The sequence below is a fragment of the Nonomuraea sp. B12E4 genome, assembly GCF_039871825.1.
Classification (GTDB): Bacteria; Actinomycetota; Actinomycetes; order Streptosporangiales; family Streptosporangiaceae; genus Nonomuraea.
In genome coordinates, this window is sequence record NZ_JBDPME010000001.1 from 609,794 (window position 1) to 629,105 (window position 19,312).

The 19,312-nt window shown below is 72.0% G+C and carries 18 protein-coding genes; 10 read left to right on the forward strand and 8 right to left on the reverse strand.

Features of this window, described 5'->3' with window-relative positions; all coding sequences use genetic code 11:
• The 3 genes from ABGB18_RS02775 to ABGB18_RS02785 all read left to right on the forward strand — a co-directional run bounded on the left by ABGB18_RS02775 (window position 1) and on the right by ABGB18_RS02785 (window position 3,109).
• Entirely contained in the window at window positions 1-849 is an 849-nt protein-coding gene (locus tag ABGB18_RS02775) for a hypothetical protein (RefSeq protein WP_347693692.1), read from the forward strand.
• Window positions 846-1,448 carry an HAD family phosphatase gene (locus ABGB18_RS02780; protein ID WP_347693693.1) on the forward strand — a complete coding sequence of 201 codons (603 nt, stop codon included), beginning with the start codon at window positions 846-848 and terminating at the stop codon, window positions 1,446-1,448. Before ABGB18_RS02775 ends, ABGB18_RS02780 begins: the two co-directional genes overlap by 4 nt.
• Before the next feature lie 113 nt (window positions 1,449-1,561).
• The gene (locus tag ABGB18_RS02785; RefSeq protein ID WP_347693694.1) at window positions 1,562-3,109 is read left to right on the forward strand and encodes an alkaline phosphatase D family protein; all 1,548 of its coding nucleotides are present in this window, start codon (window positions 1,562-1,564) and stop codon (window positions 3,107-3,109) included.
• Between the two features lie 169 nt (window positions 3,110-3,278).
• On the opposite strand, the gene ABGB18_RS02790 is transcribed toward ABGB18_RS02785, so the two are convergent.
• On the reverse strand, window positions 3,279-5,003 hold the full coding sequence (locus tag ABGB18_RS02790) for an efflux RND transporter periplasmic adaptor subunit (RefSeq protein WP_347693695.1): 1,725 nt from the start codon (window positions 5,001-5,003) through the stop codon (window positions 3,279-3,281).
• A gap of 176 nt (window positions 5,004-5,179) precedes the next feature.
• Between ABGB18_RS02790 and ABGB18_RS02795 the strand changes: the two genes are divergently transcribed.
• The 6 genes from ABGB18_RS02795 to ABGB18_RS02820 are packed head-to-tail and all read left to right on the forward strand — an operon-like array spanning window position 5,180 to window position 11,043.
• Window positions 5,180-6,289 carry an efflux RND transporter periplasmic adaptor subunit gene (locus ABGB18_RS02795; RefSeq protein WP_347693696.1) on the forward strand — a complete coding sequence of 370 codons (1,110 nt, stop codon included), beginning with the start codon at window positions 5,180-5,182 and terminating at the stop codon, window positions 6,287-6,289.
• The gene (locus ABGB18_RS02800) at window positions 6,286-7,023 is read left to right on the forward strand and encodes an ABC transporter ATP-binding protein (RefSeq protein WP_347693697.1); all 738 of its coding nucleotides are present in this window, start codon (window positions 6,286-6,288) and stop codon (window positions 7,021-7,023) included. Before ABGB18_RS02795 ends, ABGB18_RS02800 begins: the two co-directional genes overlap by 4 nt.
• Entirely contained in the window at window positions 7,020-8,264 is a 1,245-nt protein-coding gene (locus ABGB18_RS02805) for an ABC transporter permease (RefSeq protein WP_347693698.1), read from the forward strand. Before ABGB18_RS02800 ends, ABGB18_RS02805 begins: the two co-directional genes overlap by 4 nt.
• Before the next feature lie 10 nt (window positions 8,265-8,274).
• Window positions 8,275-8,811, forward strand: a complete 537-nt coding sequence (locus ABGB18_RS02810; RefSeq protein WP_347693699.1) for a hypothetical protein — start codon at window positions 8,275-8,277, stop codon at window positions 8,809-8,811.
• Window positions 8,808-9,500 carry a response regulator transcription factor gene (locus ABGB18_RS02815; protein ID WP_347693700.1) on the forward strand — a complete coding sequence of 231 codons (693 nt, stop codon included), beginning with the start codon at window positions 8,808-8,810 and terminating at the stop codon, window positions 9,498-9,500. Before ABGB18_RS02810 ends, ABGB18_RS02815 begins: the two co-directional genes overlap by 4 nt.
• 25 nt (window positions 9,501-9,525) lie before the next feature.
• Window positions 9,526-11,043 (forward strand): HAMP domain-containing sensor histidine kinase, encoded by a 1,518-nt coding sequence (locus ABGB18_RS02820; protein WP_347693701.1) that lies wholly within the window; start codon window positions 9,526-9,528, stop codon window positions 11,041-11,043.
• Window positions 11,044-11,054: 11 nt separating this feature from the next.
• Here the strand turns inward: ABGB18_RS02820 and ABGB18_RS02825 are convergent, their stop codons facing one another.
• Window positions 11,055-12,431 (reverse strand): FG-GAP and VCBS repeat-containing protein, encoded by a 1,377-nt coding sequence (locus ABGB18_RS02825; protein WP_347693702.1) that lies wholly within the window; start codon window positions 12,429-12,431, stop codon window positions 11,055-11,057.
• Between the two features lie 202 nt (window positions 12,432-12,633).
• Here ABGB18_RS02825 and ABGB18_RS02830 point away from each other — a divergent pair, with 202 nt between their 5' ends.
• Entirely contained in the window at window positions 12,634-13,890 is a 1,257-nt protein-coding gene (locus ABGB18_RS02830) for a cytochrome P450 (protein WP_347693703.1), read from the forward strand.
• Between the two features lie 18 nt (window positions 13,891-13,908).
• Here ABGB18_RS02830 and ABGB18_RS02835 read toward each other — a convergent pair whose 3' ends face one another.
• From ABGB18_RS02835 to ABGB18_RS02860, 6 genes are all read right to left on the reverse strand, one after another.
• Entirely contained in the window at window positions 13,909-15,321 is a 1,413-nt protein-coding gene (locus tag ABGB18_RS02835; protein WP_347693704.1) for an MFS transporter, read from the reverse strand.
• A 121-nt stretch (window positions 15,322-15,442) separates the two neighbouring features.
• On the reverse strand, window positions 15,443-16,045 hold the full coding sequence (locus ABGB18_RS02840) for a TetR/AcrR family transcriptional regulator (RefSeq protein ID WP_347693705.1): 603 nt from the start codon (window positions 16,043-16,045) through the stop codon (window positions 15,443-15,445).
• Window positions 16,046-16,161: 116 nt separating this feature from the next.
• Window positions 16,162-16,806 (reverse strand): biliverdin-producing heme oxygenase, encoded by a 645-nt coding sequence (locus ABGB18_RS02845; RefSeq protein ID WP_347693706.1) that lies wholly within the window; start codon window positions 16,804-16,806, stop codon window positions 16,162-16,164.
• Between the two features lie 162 nt (window positions 16,807-16,968).
• Window positions 16,969-17,133 (reverse strand): hypothetical protein, encoded by a 165-nt coding sequence (locus tag ABGB18_RS02850; protein WP_347693707.1) that lies wholly within the window; start codon window positions 17,131-17,133, stop codon window positions 16,969-16,971.
• A 126-nt stretch (window positions 17,134-17,259) separates the two neighbouring features.
• Window positions 17,260-18,285 (reverse strand): oligopeptide/dipeptide ABC transporter ATP-binding protein, encoded by a 1,026-nt coding sequence (locus tag ABGB18_RS02855; RefSeq protein ID WP_347693708.1) that lies wholly within the window; start codon window positions 18,283-18,285, stop codon window positions 17,260-17,262.
• The gene (locus ABGB18_RS02860; protein ID WP_347693709.1) at window positions 18,269-19,270 is read right to left on the reverse strand and encodes an ABC transporter ATP-binding protein; all 1,002 of its coding nucleotides are present in this window, start codon (window positions 19,268-19,270) and stop codon (window positions 18,269-18,271) included. The genes ABGB18_RS02855 and ABGB18_RS02860 overlap by 17 nt, the downstream gene beginning before the upstream one ends.
• Between the last annotated feature and the right edge of the window lie 42 nt (window positions 19,271-19,312).

The window sequence follows — 19,312 nt, forward strand, 5'->3', positions numbered from 1 at the left end:
GTGGCCGTCATCGTCGGCGTGCACGGGATCGGCAAGTACAACTACTACCTGGAGGCCGGGGGATCGGCGGCGGGCGCGGCCGCGGCCATGCGGCTCAAGTGGGACCGTTACCTGCACGCGGGGCTGGGAGGCGAGTCCCCGCACGCGGGGCTCGGGGGCGAGGCCGTGTCGTATTTCAGCGAGATCGCGTACTTCTCCCATCTCCTGCACGACGGCGAGGACGATGAGCGCGGCCGGCGGTCGCTCGCCGTGCCGGAGTCCCCGTCGCAGGAGGTCCTCGCCGCCTGGCTGCGGAATCTGGGCGTGGGCGAGCACGTCACCGGGATGCTCAAGTCGTTCACCGGCTGGTTGCTCGGCAAGCTGGACGACCGGTCGGCGGCGTTCGCCAGGCTGTTCGTGCCGGAGGTGGCGGCCTACCTCACCGATCAGGGCAGGCGCGAGCAGTGCCGGCGGGTCGTGGCCGACGCCATCCGGGAGCACCGGCCCAAGGTGGTGATCGCGCACTCGCTCGGCAGCGTCGTCGCGTACGAGGCCCTGTGGGCCGAGCCCGATCTGGAGGCCGACCTCCTGATCACCCTCGGCAGCCCGCTCGGCATGCGGAACGTCGTCTTCGAGCGCCTCCTGCCCGCCCCCGTCAACGGCCGCGGCGAGCGCCCCAAGGGTGTCGGGCGCTGGGTGAACATCGCCGACAAGGACGACATCGCCGCCATCCCGCCCGCCCTGCGCGACAGCTTCACCGGCATCGACGTCGAGGAACTGGTCAATCTCGACTGGATCGACTTCCACACCGCCGAGAAGTACCTGGGTTGCCCGGCACTCGATCCACATCTGCGACCATTCCTTGCATGACGTGGATTGTCTTCGACTACGGCGGTGTCCTGTGCCTGCCTCAGACCGAGTCCGACGCGGACGCCATGGCCCAGGCGGTGGAGGCGGACCCGGAGGCGTTCAAGCGCGCCTACTGGGAGCACCGCCTGGAGTTCGACCGGGCCGGACTGACCCCGTTCGACTACTGGTCGGCGGTGCTGGGGCGGCCCGCGACCCAGGCCGAGATCGCCCGCCTGGTCGCCATGGACGTGGCGAGCTGGGCCTACCCCGACACCGGCACGGTCGCGCTGCTCGGCGAGCTGATCGAGGCGGGGCGTGACGTGGCGCTGCTGTCCAACGCGCCGATCTGCATCGGCGACGGGGTGGACGAGCTGCCGTGGATCGCCGCGATCGGCCGCCGCTTCTACAGCGGCCGGATGGGCCTGGTCAAGCCCGACCGGGAGATCTACGACCGGATGGCCGGCGAGCTCGGCGCCGACCCGTCCGAGATCGTCTTCATCGACGACCGGGAGGAGAACGTCGAGGGCGCCGCACGTGCGGGCATGACCGGCCTGCACTTCACCGGCGCCGCCCCGCTGCGCGTGGCATTGCGGGGGGTGCTGAGCGGGGCGTCCCGCTGATCACTTCCCATCATTGTCCGGAGAAACTTCGCGAGCAGGACGACTGATGCTGTTCACCCGCGCTTGACTCCGTTGTCACGGCGGAGTCAGCGCGACCGGAAATACCTGATGACGTGGACCGCAGAGCCTTTCTGACAGCGGCGACAGCCGGCTTGCTCATCCCGCAGTCCGCCCCCGCGGCGGCCTCGTCGAGAACCCTCAAAACCGATCCCTTCACCCTGGGCGTGGCCTCGGGCGACCCCTCGACCGACGGCTTCGTCCTGTGGACCAGGCTGGCCGTCAACCCGCTCAGCGGTGACGGCCGCGGCGGCATGCCCTCCCGCGACATCGACGTGAAGTGGCAGGTCGCCACCGACGAGCGCTTCTCCTCGATCGTCAGATCCGGCACCGCCACCGCCAGGGCGCGCGACGCGCACAGCGTCCACGTCGAGCTGAAGGGCCTGGAGCCCGGGCGCGACTACTTCTACCGGTTCAGGAGCGAGGGCCGGGTCTCGCCGGCCGCCCGCACCAGGACGGCGCCGGCGGGGGAGAGCCCCCTCAACTTCGCGGTGGCCGCGTGCGCGCACTACGAGCACGGCTACTACACGGCCTACCGCCGCCTGGCGGAGCAGGAACCTGAGCTGGTGGTGTTCCTCGGGGACTACATGTACGAGTACGCCCCCAGCGGCTACACCTCGCTGGCCGGCCGCGTCCGTACCCACACGCCCGGCAAGTGCCGGACGCTGGCCGACTATCGGCTGCGGCACGCCCAGTACAAGAGCGACCACGACCTGCAGGCCGCGCACGCGGTGGCGCCCTGGCTGGTGTCGTTCGACGACCACGAGGTGGAGAACAACTGGGCCGGGCACGCCTCCAGCACGGGCGAGCCAGGCTTCGCCAGGCGCAGGGCGGACGCGTTCCGGGCGTACTACGAGAACATGCCGCTGCGGCGGGCCAGCCTCCAGGGGGCGGTGCTGCGGGTGAACCGGCGGGTGTCCTGGGGGTCGCTGGCGCGCTTCCACCTGCTCGACACCCGGCAGTTCCGCGACGACCAGGCGTGCCTGGACGGGGTACGGGCGGGATGCGACACCCGGCTGGCCGGCGACCGCACGCTCCTCGGAGCCGACCAGTGGCGCTGGCTGGAGGAGGGGCTGAACGGCTCCACCACCCGGTGGAACCTGCTCGGGCAGCAGATCATGGTCGCGCAGCGCGACTTCAAGATCGGACCGGGGCGGGAGGTCAACCTGGACTCCTGGGACGGGTACGCGGCCGAGCGCACCCGCCTGCTGAAGTCGCTGGCCCGCACGGCCAACCCGGTGGTGCTCACCGGGGACGCGCACATGCACCATCTGGCCGAGCTCAAGGCCGACTTCGACGACCCCGAGTCGCCGGCGGTGGCCACGGAGCTGGTGGCCTCGTCGATCGCCAGCGACGGCGACGGCTACCGGGACCGGACCTGGATCTCCGAGGCGCTCCAGGAGAACCCCCACTTCTCCTACATCGACCAGCGGCGCGGGTACCTGATGGCGAGGCTCACGCGGGACGAGCTGGCCGTCGACTTCCGGACGCTGGACTACATCTCGCGCAAGGGCGCCCCGGCCAGGACGTCCCACCGCCTGAGCCTGCCGGCCGTCACCGGTGCGGCGGCCGCCGGGCAGGCGGGAGTCGCCCGCGTAGGCTGAACACCGGCTGGGAGTCCGCTGAAAGTCTCCTCAACGTCCCCGCCCGCCCGATCGGGACTCCGCCGGGCGGGTGCCCGTTCTGCTGGGGTTGGGTGCCTGTTCGCTCCTCCCGCCGGGCTGGTGCCCGCTCGCTGGGGGGTGGGTGTCCGTCCCGGCGGTCGCCGGTGGGTCAGGCGCCCGGCCAGGTTCCGTCGGGGAACTCGCCCGAGGTGCCGCCCGACATGACCACCTGGTCGCTCTCGCCCAGTCCCGAGGTGACCTCGACGTACTGGTCGCCGCGTACCCCTGTCCTGACCACCCGCGACGAGTCGTGGCCGCCGGAGCGTACCGTGACCACCTGCGTTCCGTCCGACCTGCTGCGCACCGCGGCGGCGGGCACGTAGATCGCGTCCTCGGCCTCGTCGGTGGTGATCGTCACCGAGGCGGTCTGCCCGAGCATCAGCCCGGCCGGGGGTTCGTCGAAGGCGAGGGTGACCGCGTAGCGGACGAGCCGGTCGTCCACCGTCGCGGTGGGGGCGACGGCGGTGACCGTTCCCGGGTAACGCTCGCCGGTGCGGGTGGCCAGCGTGACCTGGGCTTTCTGCCCGAGCTTGAGCTGGTTCACGTCGGACTCGGTGACCATGGCCTGGACCTGGAGCTCGTTCAGGTCGCCGAGGCTGATGAAGGTGCCGGTGCCGGCCAGGTCGCCGACGCCGCCCGCCACCGAGAGCACGGTTCCCGCCGCCGGGGCCACGATGCGGGTGGCCCGTACGTCGTCCGCCGCCTCTTCGAGCGCCCCCTCCGCGCGGTCCACATTCGCGGTCGCCTGGTCCTCGCTGAGCCCGCCCCGGCCCCCCGCGGTCGCGCCCGCGCTCCGGCCGCAGGAACCCGCCGGTCGTGGGCCACCCGTTCCCCGGGCGTCCGGCCGGGCCGAGGGCTTGCCAACGGCCCGCCTGCCCGCGGTGGGCCTGCCGCTCGCGGTCGGTCTCGCGCCGGTGGAGGGCTTGCCGCCGGTGGTCGGTTCGCCGGTGGAGGAGCCCGTGGGGAACGGGCTGCCCCCGATGGGGCCATCGGTGGGCCCGCCGGTCGCCGGTGGATGGCCGCCCGGGCGTCCCGTGCCGCCGTTGGGCGGGCTGGTGGGGGTGGCGGTGACCGTCGTGGTGACGGTGGCCGTCACCGTGACCGTCACCGTGGGGCGGGGATGATGCCCCGTGGGCTCGTCCGTCGGCCCGCCGGTGGGCTCGCCGGTCGGAGTGGGGGCCGGGGTGAGGGTCGGCCCGGGAGCCGGCCGAGCCGTCGAGCGGGCACCCGCATGAGGCCCCCGGTGCTGCCCCGGCCGTGCGCTCGGGCTCGCGGAGGCACCCTCCACCGGCCCGAAAGCGCCGCCCGCGCCACCGGCTGGGACGGCGACGGTCTTGCCACCGGCCTGGCCGGGCGCTGCCTCGCTGCCGGCCGGGACGGTGCCTGCCTGGTCACCGGTTGCCGGGCCGGGGGCGGCCGGGGTGCCGCCGGTGGCGGAGCGGCCGGGTGCGGGGCAGGGGGGCGGGGTGCTCGCGGCGTCCTGGGCCTGGTCCAGGGCCTCTTCGGCGGCCGCGACGTCGGCCTTGGCCGCCTCGTACGCCTCCTGCGCCTTCCGGCTGTCGATCCGGGCCAGCACCTGCCCCTTCTTCACCTTGGTCCCGACCTTGACGTAGACCTTGGTCAACTCCCCTGAGGACCCGAACGCCAGGTCCCGGCGCGAGCCGTCCACGGTGTTGCCCGCGGCGCTGACCGAGGCCGTGACCTGGCCGCGCTGAGCGGCGGCGAGCCGTACCTGGACGGCGGGCGGGGCGTCGTCGCGCAGCGCCAGCGCCAGGCCGGACCCGGCGACCAGCACGGCCAGGGCGAGTCCGCCCAGCGCGAAAGTCGGTCTCATGGGCGCCCATCCTGGCGCAGCAGGTTCGCGCCAGGCTGCGGGCCGCCTCAAAGTCACCTGTGTGCCCGGTGTGGCCGCCGGGTTGTCAGCGAACGTTCAGCTTGCTCGCGGCTGCGGTGCAGCATTGTGTGCGAGGGTCACCGCCTGTGAAGGTGTCGAGAAGGCGCAGAGCGCTGATGACCAACGGAGCACTGGCCGTGCTCCTGCTGGGCGGTGTCGTGCTCGCCTACGCCCAGCTCGGCACGGGCCGGGCGGCGGGCCAGTCGGACGTGCGGACGGTACGCGCCACGCGCGGCTCCGTGACGGCCTCGGTGTCCGCCTCCGGCGCGGTCGAGAGCTCGAAGTCCAGGGCGCTCTCGTTCGGCACGTCAGGGACGGTAGAGAAGGTCTACGTCAAGCCGGGCGACAAGGTGGCCGCGGGCGACATCCTGGCCAGGCTGGACGACGACGCCGCCCAGGAGAACCTGTCGGCGGCCAAGGCCGCCTACGACGGCGCCGTCGACGACGGGACCGACACGGCCCAGCTCTACGCCGCCTACCTCAAGGCACGCAACGCCTACCGGGAGGCCCAGCGGACGGTGACGGCCACCGTGCTGAAGGCCCCGTTCAAGGGCACGGTCACGGCGGTGAACGGCTCCGTAGGCGGCAGCAGCTCCGGCGGCGGGAACTCCGGCGGCGCGGGCGGCAACGACACCGGCGCGAACGCCGGGAACAACGCCGGCGGCGGGCAGAAGGCCGGTTCCGCCGGTTTCGTGGAGATCGCGGACACCGGCCGCCTGCAACTCGTCGGCGACTTCACCGAGTCGGACGTCGGCAAGCTCAAGCAGGGCCAGCAGGCCACGGTCACGTTCGACGCCCTGCCCGGGGTGACCGCCACCGGCGAGGTCACCCAGATCGAGCCGGTCGCCGCCACCAGCAACAACGTCGTGCAGTATCCGGTCACGATCACCTTCACGAAGGTCCCGAGCCAGGTACGGCTGGGCCAGACGGCCACCGTCGAGGTCGTGACCGGCCAGGCCGACGACGTGGTCACGGTGCCCTCCACCGCCGTCTCCACCAGCGGCGGCCAGACCACGGTCACCCTGCTCGTGAACGGCCGCCAGGTCAGGACCCCGGTGCGGGTCGGCCTGCGCGGCACGACGCTGACCGAGATCACCTCGGGTGTGTCCGAGGGCGACCAGATCGTGCCGCCCGCCACCACCGGCGGCACCGGCGGCAACCTGCGCATCCCCGGCGGCGGGGGCTTCCCGGGCGGCGGCGCCGTCCGGCGGGGGGCCGCGCGATGACGGCTCCCGTGCCCGTCCTGCGCGTGCGCGACCTCGTCAAGGAGTACGGCGAGGGCGACGCCAGGGTACGCGCCCTGCGCGGCATCGGCCTCGACGTCGAACGCGGTGACTACGTGGCCATCATGGGCGCCTCCGGCTCTGGGAAGTCCACCCTGATGAACATCCTGGGCTGCCTCGACATCCCGACCTCCGGCACGTACCAGATCGACGGCGCCGACGTGGGCCTGCTGGACGAACACCAGCTCGCCATCCTGCGCAACCGCAGGGTCGGGTTCGTGTTCCAGTCGTTCAACCTGATCCCGCGCATGAGCGCGCTGGCCAACGTGGAGCTGCCGCTCGTGTACGGCGGCGTCGGCCAGGCCGAGCGGCGCGCCCGCGCCCTGGCCGCGCTGGAGCAGGTCGGGCTGGGCGACCGGGTGCACCACGAGCCGAACCAGCTCTCCGGCGGCCAGCAGCAGCGCGTGGCCGTGGCCAGGGCGCTGGTCACCGCGCCCGCGCTGCTGCTGGCCGACGAGCCGACCGGCAACCTCGACACCGCCTCCACCGGCGACGTCCTGCGGATCCTGGACCGGCTCAGCGAGGAGGGCCGTACCATCGTGCTGATCACCCACGAGGACGAGGTGGCCGCGCACGCCAAGCGGGTGATCAGATTGGTGGACGGCCAGATCGTGGAGGACCGCCGCCAGGCGCCGGTGGACGGCCCGCCGCCGCGGCTGCTGGAGGCGGCCGGATGAACCACCTGGAGACCTTCCGCTTCGCCCTGCGCGGCCTGCTGGCCAACAAGATGCGCAGCCTGCTGACCACGCTCGGCATCCTCATCGGCGTCGCCGCGGTCATCATGCTGGTCGCCATCGGCGAGGGCGCCTCGAACAGCATCCAGCAGAACATCCAGCGCCTGGGCGCCAACACCATCACCATCTCCCCGTCCTTCACGGGCGGGGGCGGCGGCGGGATGCGCGGGCAGGCCGGCCGCGGCACCGGCCCGCGCACGCAGGCCAAGCAGCTCAGCCTGGCCGACGCCAAGGCACTGACCGACCGTACGCTCGCGCCCAGCGTCAGGTCCGTCTCGCCGGTCGTGACCGCCGCCTCCCCGGCGGCCGCGTACGGGGCCGCCAGTCACACCGTCGCGCAGTTCGTCGGCACGTACCCCAGCTATTTCGAGGCCGTCAACAAGCCCGTGGCCAAGGGCACCTACTTCTTCAACGACGACGTGCTGGCCGCCAGGAAGGTCGTGGTGCTGGGCCAGACCGTGGTGGAGGAGCTGTTCGGGACCGTCGATCCGATCGGCAAGCAGGTCACCGTGTCCGGCGTGCCGTTCACGGTGGTCGGCGTGCTGAAGGAGAGCGGCTCCGCCGGCATGCAGGACGCCGACGACGTGGCCATCGCGCCGCTGCCTGCCGTGCAGCAGAGCCTGAGCGGGTTCGGGCCGCTCAGCTCCGTCGTCGTGCAGGCGACCGGGGCGGAGACCACCACGGCTGCGCAGTCGGAGATCACCGCCATCCTCAACCAGCGGCACGGCACCACGGACGAGAACGCCGACTACCGGGTGCTCAACCAGGCCACGCTGCAGGAGACGGTCAGCCAGGCGACCGGCATCCTGACGGCGCTGCTCGCCGCGGTCGCCGGCATCTCGCTGCTGGTGGGCGGCATCGGCATCACGAACATCATGCTGGTCACCGTCACGGAGCGCACGCGCGAGATCGGCATCCGCAAGGCCATCGGCGCGCCCAGGAGCGCGATCCTGGGGCAGTTCCTGGTGGAGGCCACGTTGCTGAGCCTGATCGGAGGGCTGGCGGGGGTGCTGGTGGCGTTCCTGGGGACCAGATTCTCCTTCGCCGGCATCCAGCCGGTGCTCGTGCCCTCGTCGGTCGCGCTGGCGCTGGGCGTGTCGGTGGGGATCGGGCTGTTCTTCGGCAGTTATCCCGCCAACCGGGCGGCCAAGCTCAGGCCGATCCAGGCCCTCCGCCATGAGTAAGGAGAATGACATGGCCCAGCTCGACTCCTCCCCCTACCCCGACGACCTGCGGGAGGAGCTCGCCGTCCGGCCGCGGGCGGGCATGTCCAGGCTCACGCTGACGCTGGCCGCCGGGGTCGTGCTGGTGGCCGGCATCCTCATCGGCATCCAGGCGGGCAAGGCCGTCGGCCGGCGGGACGTGCCTGCCGCGGCCCAGCAGCGGGGCGGCGGGCCGATGGGGGGCTTCGCGCAGCGGCAGGACGGCTCCGGCGAGGGCCGGCCGCCCGGCTCCGGCGACCAGCGTGGCGGCCGGCGGACGGGCGCGGCCGGCGGGGCCACCCTGGGCACCGTGGAGAAGGTCCAGGGCGGCAAGGTGTACGTCAAGACCGCCGACGGCACCACCGTCACCGTGCTCACCGATGCCCGGACGGCGATCACGGTCAGCGAGGCCGGTAAGGTGGCCGATCTCAAGACAGGTGCCACGGTCGTGGTGCGCGGCCGGCAGGGCGAGGACGGCTCCGTGACGGCGGCGTCGATCAACCAGGGAGGGCTGGGAGGCCGGAGATGATCGAACCCGAGGCCAGGCTGCTGGTGGTCGACGACGAGCCCAACATCAGGGAGCTGTTCTCGGCCAGCCTGCGGATGGCCGGGTTCGAGGTGCTGACCGCGGCCGGCGGCATGGAGGCGCTGCGCGTGGCCGAGGAGAGCGCGCCCGACCTGGTGATGCTCGACGTCATGCTGCCCGACCTCGACGGCCTGGCGGTCGCGGGCCGGCTGCGCTCGCGCGGCCGGCGGGTCCCGGTGCTGTTCGTGACCGCCAAGGACGCCCCGGAGGACAGGATCGCCGGGCTGCGACTGGGCGAGGACTACGTGACCAAGCCGTTCAGCCTGGAGGAGGTCATCGCCAGGATCCGCGCCGTGCTGCGCAGGACGCGCCGCGGCTCGCCCCGGCCCAACCGGCTCCAGGTCGCCGACCTTGAGCTGGACGAGGACAACTGCGAGGTCTTCCGGGACGGCGTCCCGGTACGGCTGTCGCCGACGGAGTTCCGGCTGCTGCGTTACTTCATGCTCAACGTGGGCCGGGTGCTGTCGAAGACGCAGATCCTCGACCACGTCTGGAACGGCGACTGGCGCACCGACGTCGGCCTCGTGGAGTCGTACGTGTCCTACCTGCGGCGCAAGGTGGACACCGGAGAGACCAAATACCTGCACACGCTGCGTGGCGTCGGCTACATCCTGCGCCCGCCCCGCATCTGAACGTCCGCTCGTGAACGCTCCGGAGATGAGGACCCTGGGAAGGACCGTCGCGGCCTGGAAGGACAGGGCGATCGGGAAGGGCATGGCGGTGCGCAAGCACCTCGCGCGGGCCCCGCTGTGGCTGCGGCTGGTGTCGGCGACCCTGCTGCTGGTCACCCTCGCCATCACGCTGACCGGGCTGTTCGCCGTGCGGTTGCTCCGCGGCTACCTCGTCGAGCGGGTCGACCAGCAACTCCACGCCGCCACCCGCCCCTTCAGGGAGGCGCCCACGGACACGCCGCCCGAGCCGCCGCGTCCCGGCCTGCGGCCGCAACGTTTCTACGGGCTGTTCCACGCGGTGATCCTGGACGCGGACGGCGCCACGGTCAGGACGATCAGCGAGTCGCCCGAAGACCACACCCCCGCCCTGCCCAAGCTGACCCGCGCCGACGTCCTGAGGCTCGGGGACCGGCCGTTCACCGTGGAGTCACGTGTCGAGGGCGGCCCCGACTGGCGGGTCGTCGCCGTGCCGGTGCGCAACGGCCAGAGCCGGGTGGTCGCCATCAACCTGGCCGACGCCGAGGCCACGGTCTCGCAGCTCGTGCTCATCGTGGCGGTCGGCGGCGGAGGCACGCTGATCGTGCTCGGGTTCGCCTGCTACTGGCTGGTGCGCCGGAGCCTGCGCCCGCTCGGCCAGATCGCCCGTACGGCCAAGGAGATCGCGGGCGGTGACCTGTCGCGTCGCGTCCCGCTGTGGGCCGCGACCACCGAGGTCGGCAAGCTCGGCCGGGCGTTCAACACCATGCTCGTCAAGATCGAGGCCGCCGCGCGCGAGCGGGAGTCGGCGGCCGAGGCCGCCCGCGCCTCCGCCACCTCCGCCAGGCGCTCCGAGGAGCTGATGCGCCGCTTCATGGCCGACGCCTCGCACGAGCTGCGCACGCCGCTGACGTCGATCAGGGGCTTCGCCGAGCTGTACCGGCTGGGGGAGGAGAAGGACCTGGCCGAGGCCGTGCGGCTGCTGAGCCGCATCGAGGGGCAGGCGGCGCGGATGGGGCTGCTGGTGGAGGACATGCTGCTGCTGGCCAGGCTCGACCAGCGGCGCGAGCTGGCCAGGCGGCCCGTGGACCTGCTCAGCCTGGCCGCCACCGCCGTGATCGACGCCCAGACGCTGGCGCCCGATCGGCGGGTCGAGCTGGTCCGGCTGTCCGGGGGCGAGGGGGACGTGCTGGTGACGGGCGACGAGACCCGGCTCGGCCAGGTGCTCAACAACCTCGTCACGAACGTGCTCGTCCACACCCCGGCGGGCACGCCCTTCCAGGTACGGGTCGGGATCGACGGGGAGCAGGCCGTGGTGGAGGTGGCCGACGAGGGGCCAGGGTTCCCGCAGGAGGTGGCCGAGCGGGTGTTCGAGCGGTTCTACCGGGCGGATCCGGCGCGCGGCACGGGCGGCTCGGGGCTGGGACTGTCGATCGCGGCGACGCTGGTGGAGGCGCACGGAGGGATCATCGTGGCGGAGAGCGAACCGGGCAAGGGCGCCCTGTTCAGGGTGGTTCTTCCGCTCTGAGGATGAGCGATTCAGCCGAAGGTGTAGCCGTACAGGCCGGTGCCCTTGCTGAGCTGCCGTACCTTGCCCAGTTTCAGCCCGTTGGCGCGTGAGCCTGGCGCGTACATGACCAGCCCCTGGTCGGGGGAGGAGACGACGAGCCCGTACAGCGGCCGGCGCTTGTCCAGCGGCTTGTACCGCTCCCAGCCCGGCAGCATGGCCACCGCGGCGCCGAAGTCCCGTCCCTGGCCCTTGACCAGCAGGTTCCCCTCGCGCGTCAGGCCGCCGGAGGAGCGTCCCGCGAGCACCTGGACCGCCTTCTCGCCGGGCACGCCGACGGCCAGCTCGTCCCGGCCGTCACCGTTGAGGTCCCCGGCCGCCAGCGACGCGCCGAACCGGTCGTAGTAGCGCGCTATGCCCTTCAGCGTGTTCTGCGACCAGGCCTCGCTGCCGGAGGCGCTCAGCCCGCCGCGGCTGCCGTAGAGCACGTCGACGGTCCCGTCGCCGTAGTCCATCGCCCGCTGGTTCTCGCTGAGCCCTTCGCCGGGCACCCCGATGGCCAGGTCGGCGCGGCCGTCGCCGTTGAAGTCGCCGGTGGCCAGGGCCGCCCCGAACGAGTCCCACTTCTCCGAGGAGCCCGCGATGCCCGGGCTGCTCTGCGTGTACTGCCGGGCCCGCTCCCCGCGCACGTCGATCACCGTGACCGAGCCCTGCCCGTCCAGCTTGACGCTGTCCGCGGGCGCGCCGACGGCCAGCTCGTCCCGGCCGTCGCCGTCGAAGTCGCCGGTGGCCAGCGCCGCGCCCCACTGGTCGGTCATGCTCGCCGCCTGCCGCACCCACGACGTCTTCTGCGTGATCTGGTACGGCTTGCGGCCCTTCATCCCGTAGACCGTCACCGCCCCGCCGGACCGCTGGCTGGGCGCCCCCACGACCAGCTCGTCACTGCCGTCCCCGTCCAGGTCCCCGGCGGCCAGCGCGGCCCCGAACCGGTCGCTCGACGGCTTGGCCAGGGCCAGCTCCTTGCCCTTGACCAGCCCCGCGGTGGACCCGTCGAAGATCTGGACGACTCCGTTGCCGTCCGCGCCGGGCGTCCGCCGCCCGACGAACTCCTCCGACACGCCCACCGCCAGGTCCGCGCAGCGGTCGCCGTTGAAGTCGCCCACCGCCAGCGCCGAGCCGAACGAGTCGCCGGGCTCCGCGCCGTCCTGGGTGAGCCTGGCCTGCTTGCCGGAGCCGTACATCACGGTCACGGAGCCGGCCCTGGAGGCGTCGTAGGGAGCGGCCACGGCCAGGTCCGGCCGTCCGTCGCCGTCGAAGTCGAGGGGGTGGCCGGAGCACGACGCCGCCGCCGCGGAGGACGTACCGGAAGCGAGGGGGAAAAGCACACAGGCCGCTAGTAGAACCTTCATACCGGAAGTAATGTCCACCCAGCTCAAACCGGTTCTGAACAGTGCGGGAACGGGTCAGGAGGGCAGGATGCACATCGTGCGCCGCGTGCGGTGACCATGTGAGAAACCGACTCGCCGGGATGTGATCGTTTTGTGGCGATCGGCCTATGCCCGCGGGGTTCCGGGTCGCCCCGGGGGCGTGGGAACGTGTCAGGATAGTCGGGTGGACATCGACCTCGCTGACCTGGACTTCTGGCGCAAACCGCCCAAAAAGCGGCATGAGGCGTTCGCCTGGCTCCGGCAACAGGAGCGGCCGGTGTTCTTCCCGGAGAAAAAGGTCCCCTTCCTGCGCTCGGGCCGGGGCTTCTACGCCCTCGTCCGGCACGCTGACGTGGTCGAGGCCAGCCGCAACGCCAAGGTCTTCTCCAGCGAGCCCGCCGTGACCAACCCGGAGCCGCCGGGCTGGGTGAAGCAGGTGTTCGGCGAGTCGATGGTCAACATGGACGACCTGCGTCACGCCCGGCTGCGGCGGATCGTCACCCGCTCGTTCAGCCCGCGCATGCTGGCCGGCCTGCAGAGCGACATCGAGTCCGCCTGCGCCGCCATCGTGGACGACGTGATCAGGGACGGGCCGCGCGACTTCGTCGCCCAGGTCGCCGCCAGGCTGCCCATCCACGTCATCTGCGACATGCTCGACATACCCCGGGAGCTGCGGGCCAGGGTCCACCAGCACGTGGACATCTCCACCGCCTACACCGGGGTGCGGCCCAGCCTGGCCCGCAGCGTCCAGATGGCCGGCCAGAACATGCTGGCGCTGCTCGCCCTGCAGCGCATGGTCATCAAGCTCGGCCAGGAACGCGTCGCCGCCCCCAAGGGCGACCTGCTCTCCCTGCTGGTCAACGCCAACCCGGACGGTGAGAAGCTCACCGACAGGGAGCTGGGCTCGTTCTTCGCGCTGCTGCTGGTCGCGGGCAACGAGACGGCCCGCAACACCATGGCCCACGGGATCAAGCTGCTCACCGACAACCCGGCTCAGCGCGAGCTACTGATGAGCGACTTCGACACGCACATCAACGGCGCGATCGAGGAGATGGTCCGCTACGTGTCGCCCATCATGCAGTTCCGCCGCACGGTGACCCAGGACTACTCGCTGCGCGGCCTGGAGCTCAGGCGGGGCGACAAGGTGGTGCTGTTCTACGGCTCGGCCAACCGGGACGAGTCGGTGTTCCCGGACGCGGACACGTTCGACATCACCCGCGACACCAAGCCGCACGTCGGCTTCGGCGGCCCGGGGCCGCACTTCTGCCTCGGCGCCAACCTGGCCCGGCAGGAGATGCGTACGATGTTCCGCGAGCTGCTCACCAGGCTCCCGGACATCCGCTCGGTCGGCGAGCCCGAGCTGCTGCTGTCCAACTTCGACAACAGCGTGCGCAGCCAGGCGTTCACCTTCGGCACCGTCACCGCCCGCCAGGTGCGCTGACGCCTTGGGACGGCCGGGTCAGTCCTCGGCGGCGAGGACGTTGGTCCTGATGGTGAAGAACGTGATCAGCGCCGACACCACCATCATCCCGGCGCTGATCAGCATCGCCATCCGGAAGCCGGCGTCGAAGACCGTCGGTTGCTGGAACGCGTCGCCCACCAGCCCCACCAGCGGAGGCACGGCGGCCACCGCGAGCAGGCTGCCGGTGCGGGCCACCGCGTTGTTGACGCCGCTGGCCGTGCCCGCGTACCGCTCGTCGGCACTGGCCAGCACGGTCGCGGTCAGCGGCGCGACGGCCGCCGACAGCCCCAGCCCGAAGACGGACACCGCGGGCAGCACCTGGAGCGGGTAGGAGGCGCCGGGGCCGATCGTGCTCATCCAGAGGAACCCGACGCCCGCGAGCAGGATCCCGAACGTCATCGGCCAGCGGGGCCCGACGCGCTTGGCCACCTCCCCGGCCCTGGCCGACAGCAGCAGCATCAGGATGGTCGTGGGCAGCATGGCCAGCCCGGCCTGGATGGGGGAGAAGCCCGACACGACCTGGAGCTGGATGACGAGCAGGAAGAACACCACGCCCATGGCCGCGTACATGATCAGCGTCACCACGTTCACGGCGGTGAACACGCGGTCGCGGAAGATCCCCACGGGCACCAGCGAGTCCGGCGAGCGGCGGATCTGGGTCGCCACGAAGGCCACCCCCAGCGCCAGCCCCGCCACCAGCGGCAGCGGCGCGCCCTTCTGGATCAGCCCGTAGGTGATGCCGGCCAGGGCCAGCGCCGCCAGCGCCGAGCCGAGCACGTCGAAGCGGCCCACGGCAAGCTCGTCCCTGCTCTCCGGCACGTGCCGCAGCGCGACGAACATGATGAGCAGCGCGAACGGCAGGTTGATCAGGAACGCCCACCGCCACCCGGCTGTCTGTACCAGCCAGCCGCCCAGCAGCGGCCCGATGGCGCTGGCCACCCCGCCGAGCCCGGACCACACCCCGACGGCGCGCGGGCGGTCGTGCCGGACGAACGAGGCCTGGATGATCGCCAGCGAGCCGGGCGTGAGCAGGGCGCCCCCGACGCCCTGCAGTGCCCGGGCCGTGATCAGGAACTCGATGTTCGGTGACAGTCCGCACAGGGCGGAGGCGACGGCGAACCAGACCGTGCCGATGAGGAAGATCTTGCGCCGGCCGTACCGGTCGCCGAGGGAACCGCCCAGGAGGATCAGCCCGGCCAGGGTGAGGGTGTAGGCGTTGATCGTCCACTGCAGCCCGGCCATGCCGGCCTTGAGCTCCCCGCCCAGAAAGGGCAGCGCGACGTTGACCACGGTGCTGTCGAGCAGGGCCAGCCCGGAGCCGAGCACGGTAGCCGCCAGTATCCACCGCCCGCGGGCCGACTTGAGCCTGATGTGGCCGTCGACGGGGGACTCTTCTGGGCCGGATGTCATGGTTTCATCCTGTCATCGGCCCTTTTCGGCCGATCACGCGGACCGGGGGCTGAGCAGGCGCGGCGGGTAGGTTAAGGTGTTGGGTTTCACTGTTGGATGGGGTGGTGGCCCCACGCGTCGGTCACGTGGCCCGGGCGTCCAGGGCCCGCAGGACGAACTCCGACACCAGCTCCCCGGCCGCCTCCACCGTGACCTCGCCGCTGATCAGGGGCACCCGCTCGGCGCCGATGACCGCGAGCACCATCCGGGCCGTCGCGCCCACGTCCGGCACCCGGAAATCCCCGGTGGCGACGCCGCTCTCCAGGATGCCGGCCAGGATCGCCTGCATGGGCGCGACGTGCTCGGCCAGCCGCTGGTAGGCGTCCGGGCCCAGGGCGGCGCTCAGATCGGCGGCTCCCGGGTGCGGATGGGCGACCAGCCCGGCGAGCTGCAGCCGTACGAACGCGCGCAGCCGGTCCGCCGGAGAGGCTCCCTCGGGCAGGTCCCGCTCGAAGCTGTCGATGAAGTAGCGGGTCACCCGCTCGGTGAAGGCCAGCAGCAGGGCGGTCTTGTCCGGGAAGTAGTTGTAGAGCACGGTCCGGGTGATGCCGGCCTCGACGGCCACGTCGGTCATGGAGATGGCGTCGATGCCCTGCACCCTGGACAGGCGGGAGACGGCCTGCAGAATCCGGTCGCGCGTCTGGGCGCGGTGCTCGCCGATCGTGGCGGCCGAGATGCGGGGCATATGTCCATCGTAGGCCGGGTTGAAGATCATCCGGCTCTGTCGAGAGATGGCTCGTCGCGGCCGCCCTGATCAGCTCCGACGGGTACGCGCCGGGGAGGCCGGAATGGGGGAGGGGGTCAGGCGGCGGTTCGGACGGTGCGGTGGAGGTCGGTCAGAACTTCCGTGTTGAGCTGGTAGGCCAGCTTGACCTCGCGGATCATCCGCTGCCGCTCGCGCTCGTCCACCTCCAGCTCGTCCAGCCGGGCCCGGTAGGCGCTCTTGAACCGGGGGATGCTGCCCAGCTCGTCGAAGATGTAGAAGTCGACGCCCCCGCCCTTCCGGTAGCCGTAGATCTTCTGCAGCTCCATCCGGATGAACTGCCCGCCCGACAGGTCGCCCAGGTAGCGGGTGTAGTGGTGGGCGATGAAGCCACCCGGCCAGTCGGCGACCTGGTGGATGCGGGCGACCAGGGTGCTGGTGGACTTGGACGGCGTGATCCCTGCCCGCCAGCCCGGCCCGTAGATCGTGGCCAGGTCCCGCTCCAGCGCCCGCTCGCGATAGAGCTCGGGGAACACGAACCGGCCCGCCACCGGGTGGCCGGACAGCTCCCGCGACACCCCGTCGAGGGCGGCGTAGGCGAAGTAGTGCTGGGCGACCATCTCGCCGTATTCGTGCTCACTCAGCCGCCCGCCCATCAGCTCCGCGAGGTAACCCTCGGACTCGGCCGACTCGTGGTCGGTCCAGGTCGCGTTCCGCAAGGTCTCGGAGAACGGCGTGGTCACGGCTCACCCCAACTCGCACTGGCATTTCATGACGAAGTGTCACAAACATCGGCACTCGGCGTCAAGCTTATGACGACACCATGTCATCAAAGACTTCCTCCTTGTGTCATCTACCCAGAATCGGCAGGTCAAGGGTCACCCGCTCGGGATGGCCGAGGGCGATCAGGGCGAGGTTGCGCAGCAAGGGGGTGCCGGGACGGAAGCAGTCACTGTGGCCGCCGGGCCCGTCTCGAAGACGCGGGCGCCGAACTCCTCGCTCATCGGGTTGGCGCCGAAGCCGAGCGGGCCGATCTTGACGCGGGGCAAGATCGCAAGGTGTCTGAGCATGCGGTGACGCCACGGAGAGTGGTCCCTCCACCGCGTCACCGCTGGGTTCGAACTTGCGCGTAGGACCTCAGGGGGACGGCGGCTACCCCGGACGGCGCCCCCACGCCGCATGCGCCGCCGCGTAGGTCACGACGCTCGCTCCGCGTAGTGGCAGGCGGCGAAGTGCTCGCCGACCGCCTCCAGCGGGGGCTCCACCTCGGCGCAGCGTTCGGTCGCCTTCCAGCAGCGCGTGTGGAAGCGGCATCCGGGCGGCGGCGAGACGGGGCTCGGCGGGTCGCCGGCCAGCATGATCCGCGAGCGCCCCCGCAACTGCGGCTTCGGCACCGGCGCCGCCGACATCAACGCCATCGTGTACGGATGCGCCGGCGCCCCGTACACCTCGGCCGCCGGCCCCATCTCCGCGAGCTTGCCCAGGTACATCACCCCCACCCGGTGCGACACGTGCCGCACCACGGCCAGGTCGTGGGCGATGAAGACCAGCGCCACCCCCAGCGTGCTCTGCAACTCGGCGAACAGGTTCACCACCTGCGCCTGCACCGACATGTCCAGCGCCGACACCGGCTCGTCGCAGACGATCACGTCCGGCTCGGTGGCCAGGGCGCGGGCGATGCCGATGCGCTGCCGCTGCCCGCCGGAGAACTCGTGCGGGAACCGGTTCATCCGGTCGGGCGGCAGCCCCACCAGGGACAGCAGCTCGCCGACCCGGTCCCGCATGGCCCGGGCGTTCGGGGACAGGCGGTGCACGCGCAGCGGCTCGGCCACGATGTCGTGCACGGTCATGCGCGGGTTGAGCGAGGTGAGCGGGTCCTGGAAGACCATCTGGACCCGCCGGCGGATGTCGCGTGGCACGCCCCCGCGGGTGAAGAACGGCCGGCCACGGAAGGTCACCTCGCCCTGGTCGGGGCGTTCGAGGCCGACGAGCATGCGGGCCAGGGTCGACTTGCCGCACCCCGACTCGCCGACGATGCCCAGCGTCTCCCCGGCGTACAGCTCCAGGTCGACGCCCGCGACGGCGCGCACCGCGCCGCTCCGGGACAGCATCCCGCCGTGGTAGGTCTTGTGCAGCCCGGCGGCCCGCAGCACCGGCTCGGAGGCGGTGGCCCCACGCCCGCCAGGTGCGGCGGGAGCGGTGGGTTCAGGCGAGGGCGCCATGGAGCATCTCCTCCGAGTAGTGGCAGGCGGCGCGCCGGCCGGTGCCGGTGTCCAGGAGCATCAGCTCCGGCCGGGCCTCCGAGCACACCTCGGTGGCCCGGTCGCAGCGCGGCGCGAACGAGCAGCCCGGCGGCAGGGAAGCGGGACTGGGCGGGGCGCCCGGGATGGCGCGCAGCGTCGAGGACGGGCGCTCCAGGTCGGGGATGGCCGCGAGCAGCGCGGCGGTGTACGGGTGCGCGGGCCGGTCGTACAGCTCCTGCACCTCGCCGCTCTCCACGATCCGCCCCGCGTACATCACCGCGACCCGGTCGCTGACCTCCGCCGCCACCCCCAGGTCGTGGGTGATCAGCAGGACGGCGGTGCCGAGCTCGCGCCGCAGCCGGTCGATGAGCTCCAGGATCTGCGCCTGCACGGTCACGTCCAGCGCGGTCGTCGGCTCGTCGGCGATGATCAGGTCGGGTTCGAGCGCGACCGCCATGGCCACCAGGATGCGCTGCCGCATGCCCCCGGAGAACTGGTGCGGGTAGTCGTTGACGCGCTTGGCCGCCGCCGGGATGCCCACCAGGTCCAGCATCTCGATCGAGCGTGCCCTGGCCTCCTTGCGTGACATGCCCCGGTGCACCCGGAACAGCTCGCCGACCTGGTCGCCGATGCTGAGCACGGGGTTCAGGGCCGACAGCGCGTCCTGGAAGACCAGGGTCATCGCGCTGCCGCGCAGGTCCCGGCGCTCCTCGGCCGACAGGCTCAGCAGGTCCCGGCCGCCGAGCCGGGCCATGGAGGAGCGCACCCGCACGTTCGGCTGGTCGAGCAGACCCATGAGGGCTTTGGCGGTGACGGACTTGCCCGAACCGGACTCGCCGAGCAGCGCCAGCGTCTGGCCGCGTTCGATGGTCAGGTCCACGCCGCGCACCGCCGGGATCTCGTGCCCGTGGGCGGTGAACGTGACGTGGAGGTCGCGAATTTCCAGGACCGGTGCTTCGCTCACCGCACCCCTTCCTCAGTAGTGACGAAACTTGGCGCCGACTCC

What these genes read in the sequence shown, in the direction of transcription:
- ABGB18_RS02780 (WP_347693693.1), top strand. Translation starts at nt 846, where the DNA reads ATGACGTGGATTGTCTTCGACTACGGCGGTGTCCTGTGCCTGCCTCAG.
- ABGB18_RS02790 (WP_347693695.1), bottom strand. Translation starts at nt 5,003, where the DNA reads ATGAGACCGACTTTCGCGCTGGGCGGACTCGCCCTGGCCGTGCTGGTC.
- ABGB18_RS02795 (WP_347693696.1), top strand. Translation starts at nt 5,180, where the DNA reads ATGACCAACGGAGCACTGGCCGTGCTCCTGCTGGGCGGTGTCGTGCTC.
- ABGB18_RS02800 (WP_347693697.1), top strand. Translation starts at nt 6,286, where the DNA reads ATGACGGCTCCCGTGCCCGTCCTGCGCGTGCGCGACCTCGTCAAGGAG.
- ABGB18_RS02805 (WP_347693698.1), top strand. Translation starts at nt 7,020, where the DNA reads ATGAACCACCTGGAGACCTTCCGCTTCGCCCTGCGCGGCCTGCTGGCC.
- ABGB18_RS02810 (WP_347693699.1), top strand. Translation starts at nt 8,275, where the DNA reads ATGGCCCAGCTCGACTCCTCCCCCTACCCCGACGACCTGCGGGAGGAG.
- ABGB18_RS02815 (WP_347693700.1), top strand. Translation starts at nt 8,808, where the DNA reads ATGATCGAACCCGAGGCCAGGCTGCTGGTGGTCGACGACGAGCCCAAC.
- ABGB18_RS02820 (WP_347693701.1), top strand. Translation starts at nt 9,526, where the DNA reads ATGAGGACCCTGGGAAGGACCGTCGCGGCCTGGAAGGACAGGGCGATC.
- ABGB18_RS02825 (WP_347693702.1), bottom strand. Translation starts at nt 12,431, where the DNA reads ATGAAGGTTCTACTAGCGGCCTGTGTGCTTTTCCCCCTCGCTTCCGGT.
- ABGB18_RS02835 (WP_347693704.1), bottom strand. Translation starts at nt 15,321, where the DNA reads ATGACATCCGGCCCAGAAGAGTCCCCCGTCGACGGCCACATCAGGCTC.
- ABGB18_RS02840 (WP_347693705.1), bottom strand. Translation starts at nt 16,045, where the DNA reads ATGCCCCGCATCTCGGCCGCCACGATCGGCGAGCACCGCGCCCAGACG.
- ABGB18_RS02850 (WP_347693707.1), bottom strand. Translation starts at nt 17,133, where the DNA reads ATGCTCAGACACCTTGCGATCTTGCCCCGCGTCAAGATCGGCCCGCTC.
- ABGB18_RS02855 (WP_347693708.1), bottom strand. Translation starts at nt 18,285, where the DNA reads ATGGCGCCCTCGCCTGAACCCACCGCTCCCGCCGCACCTGGCGGGCGT.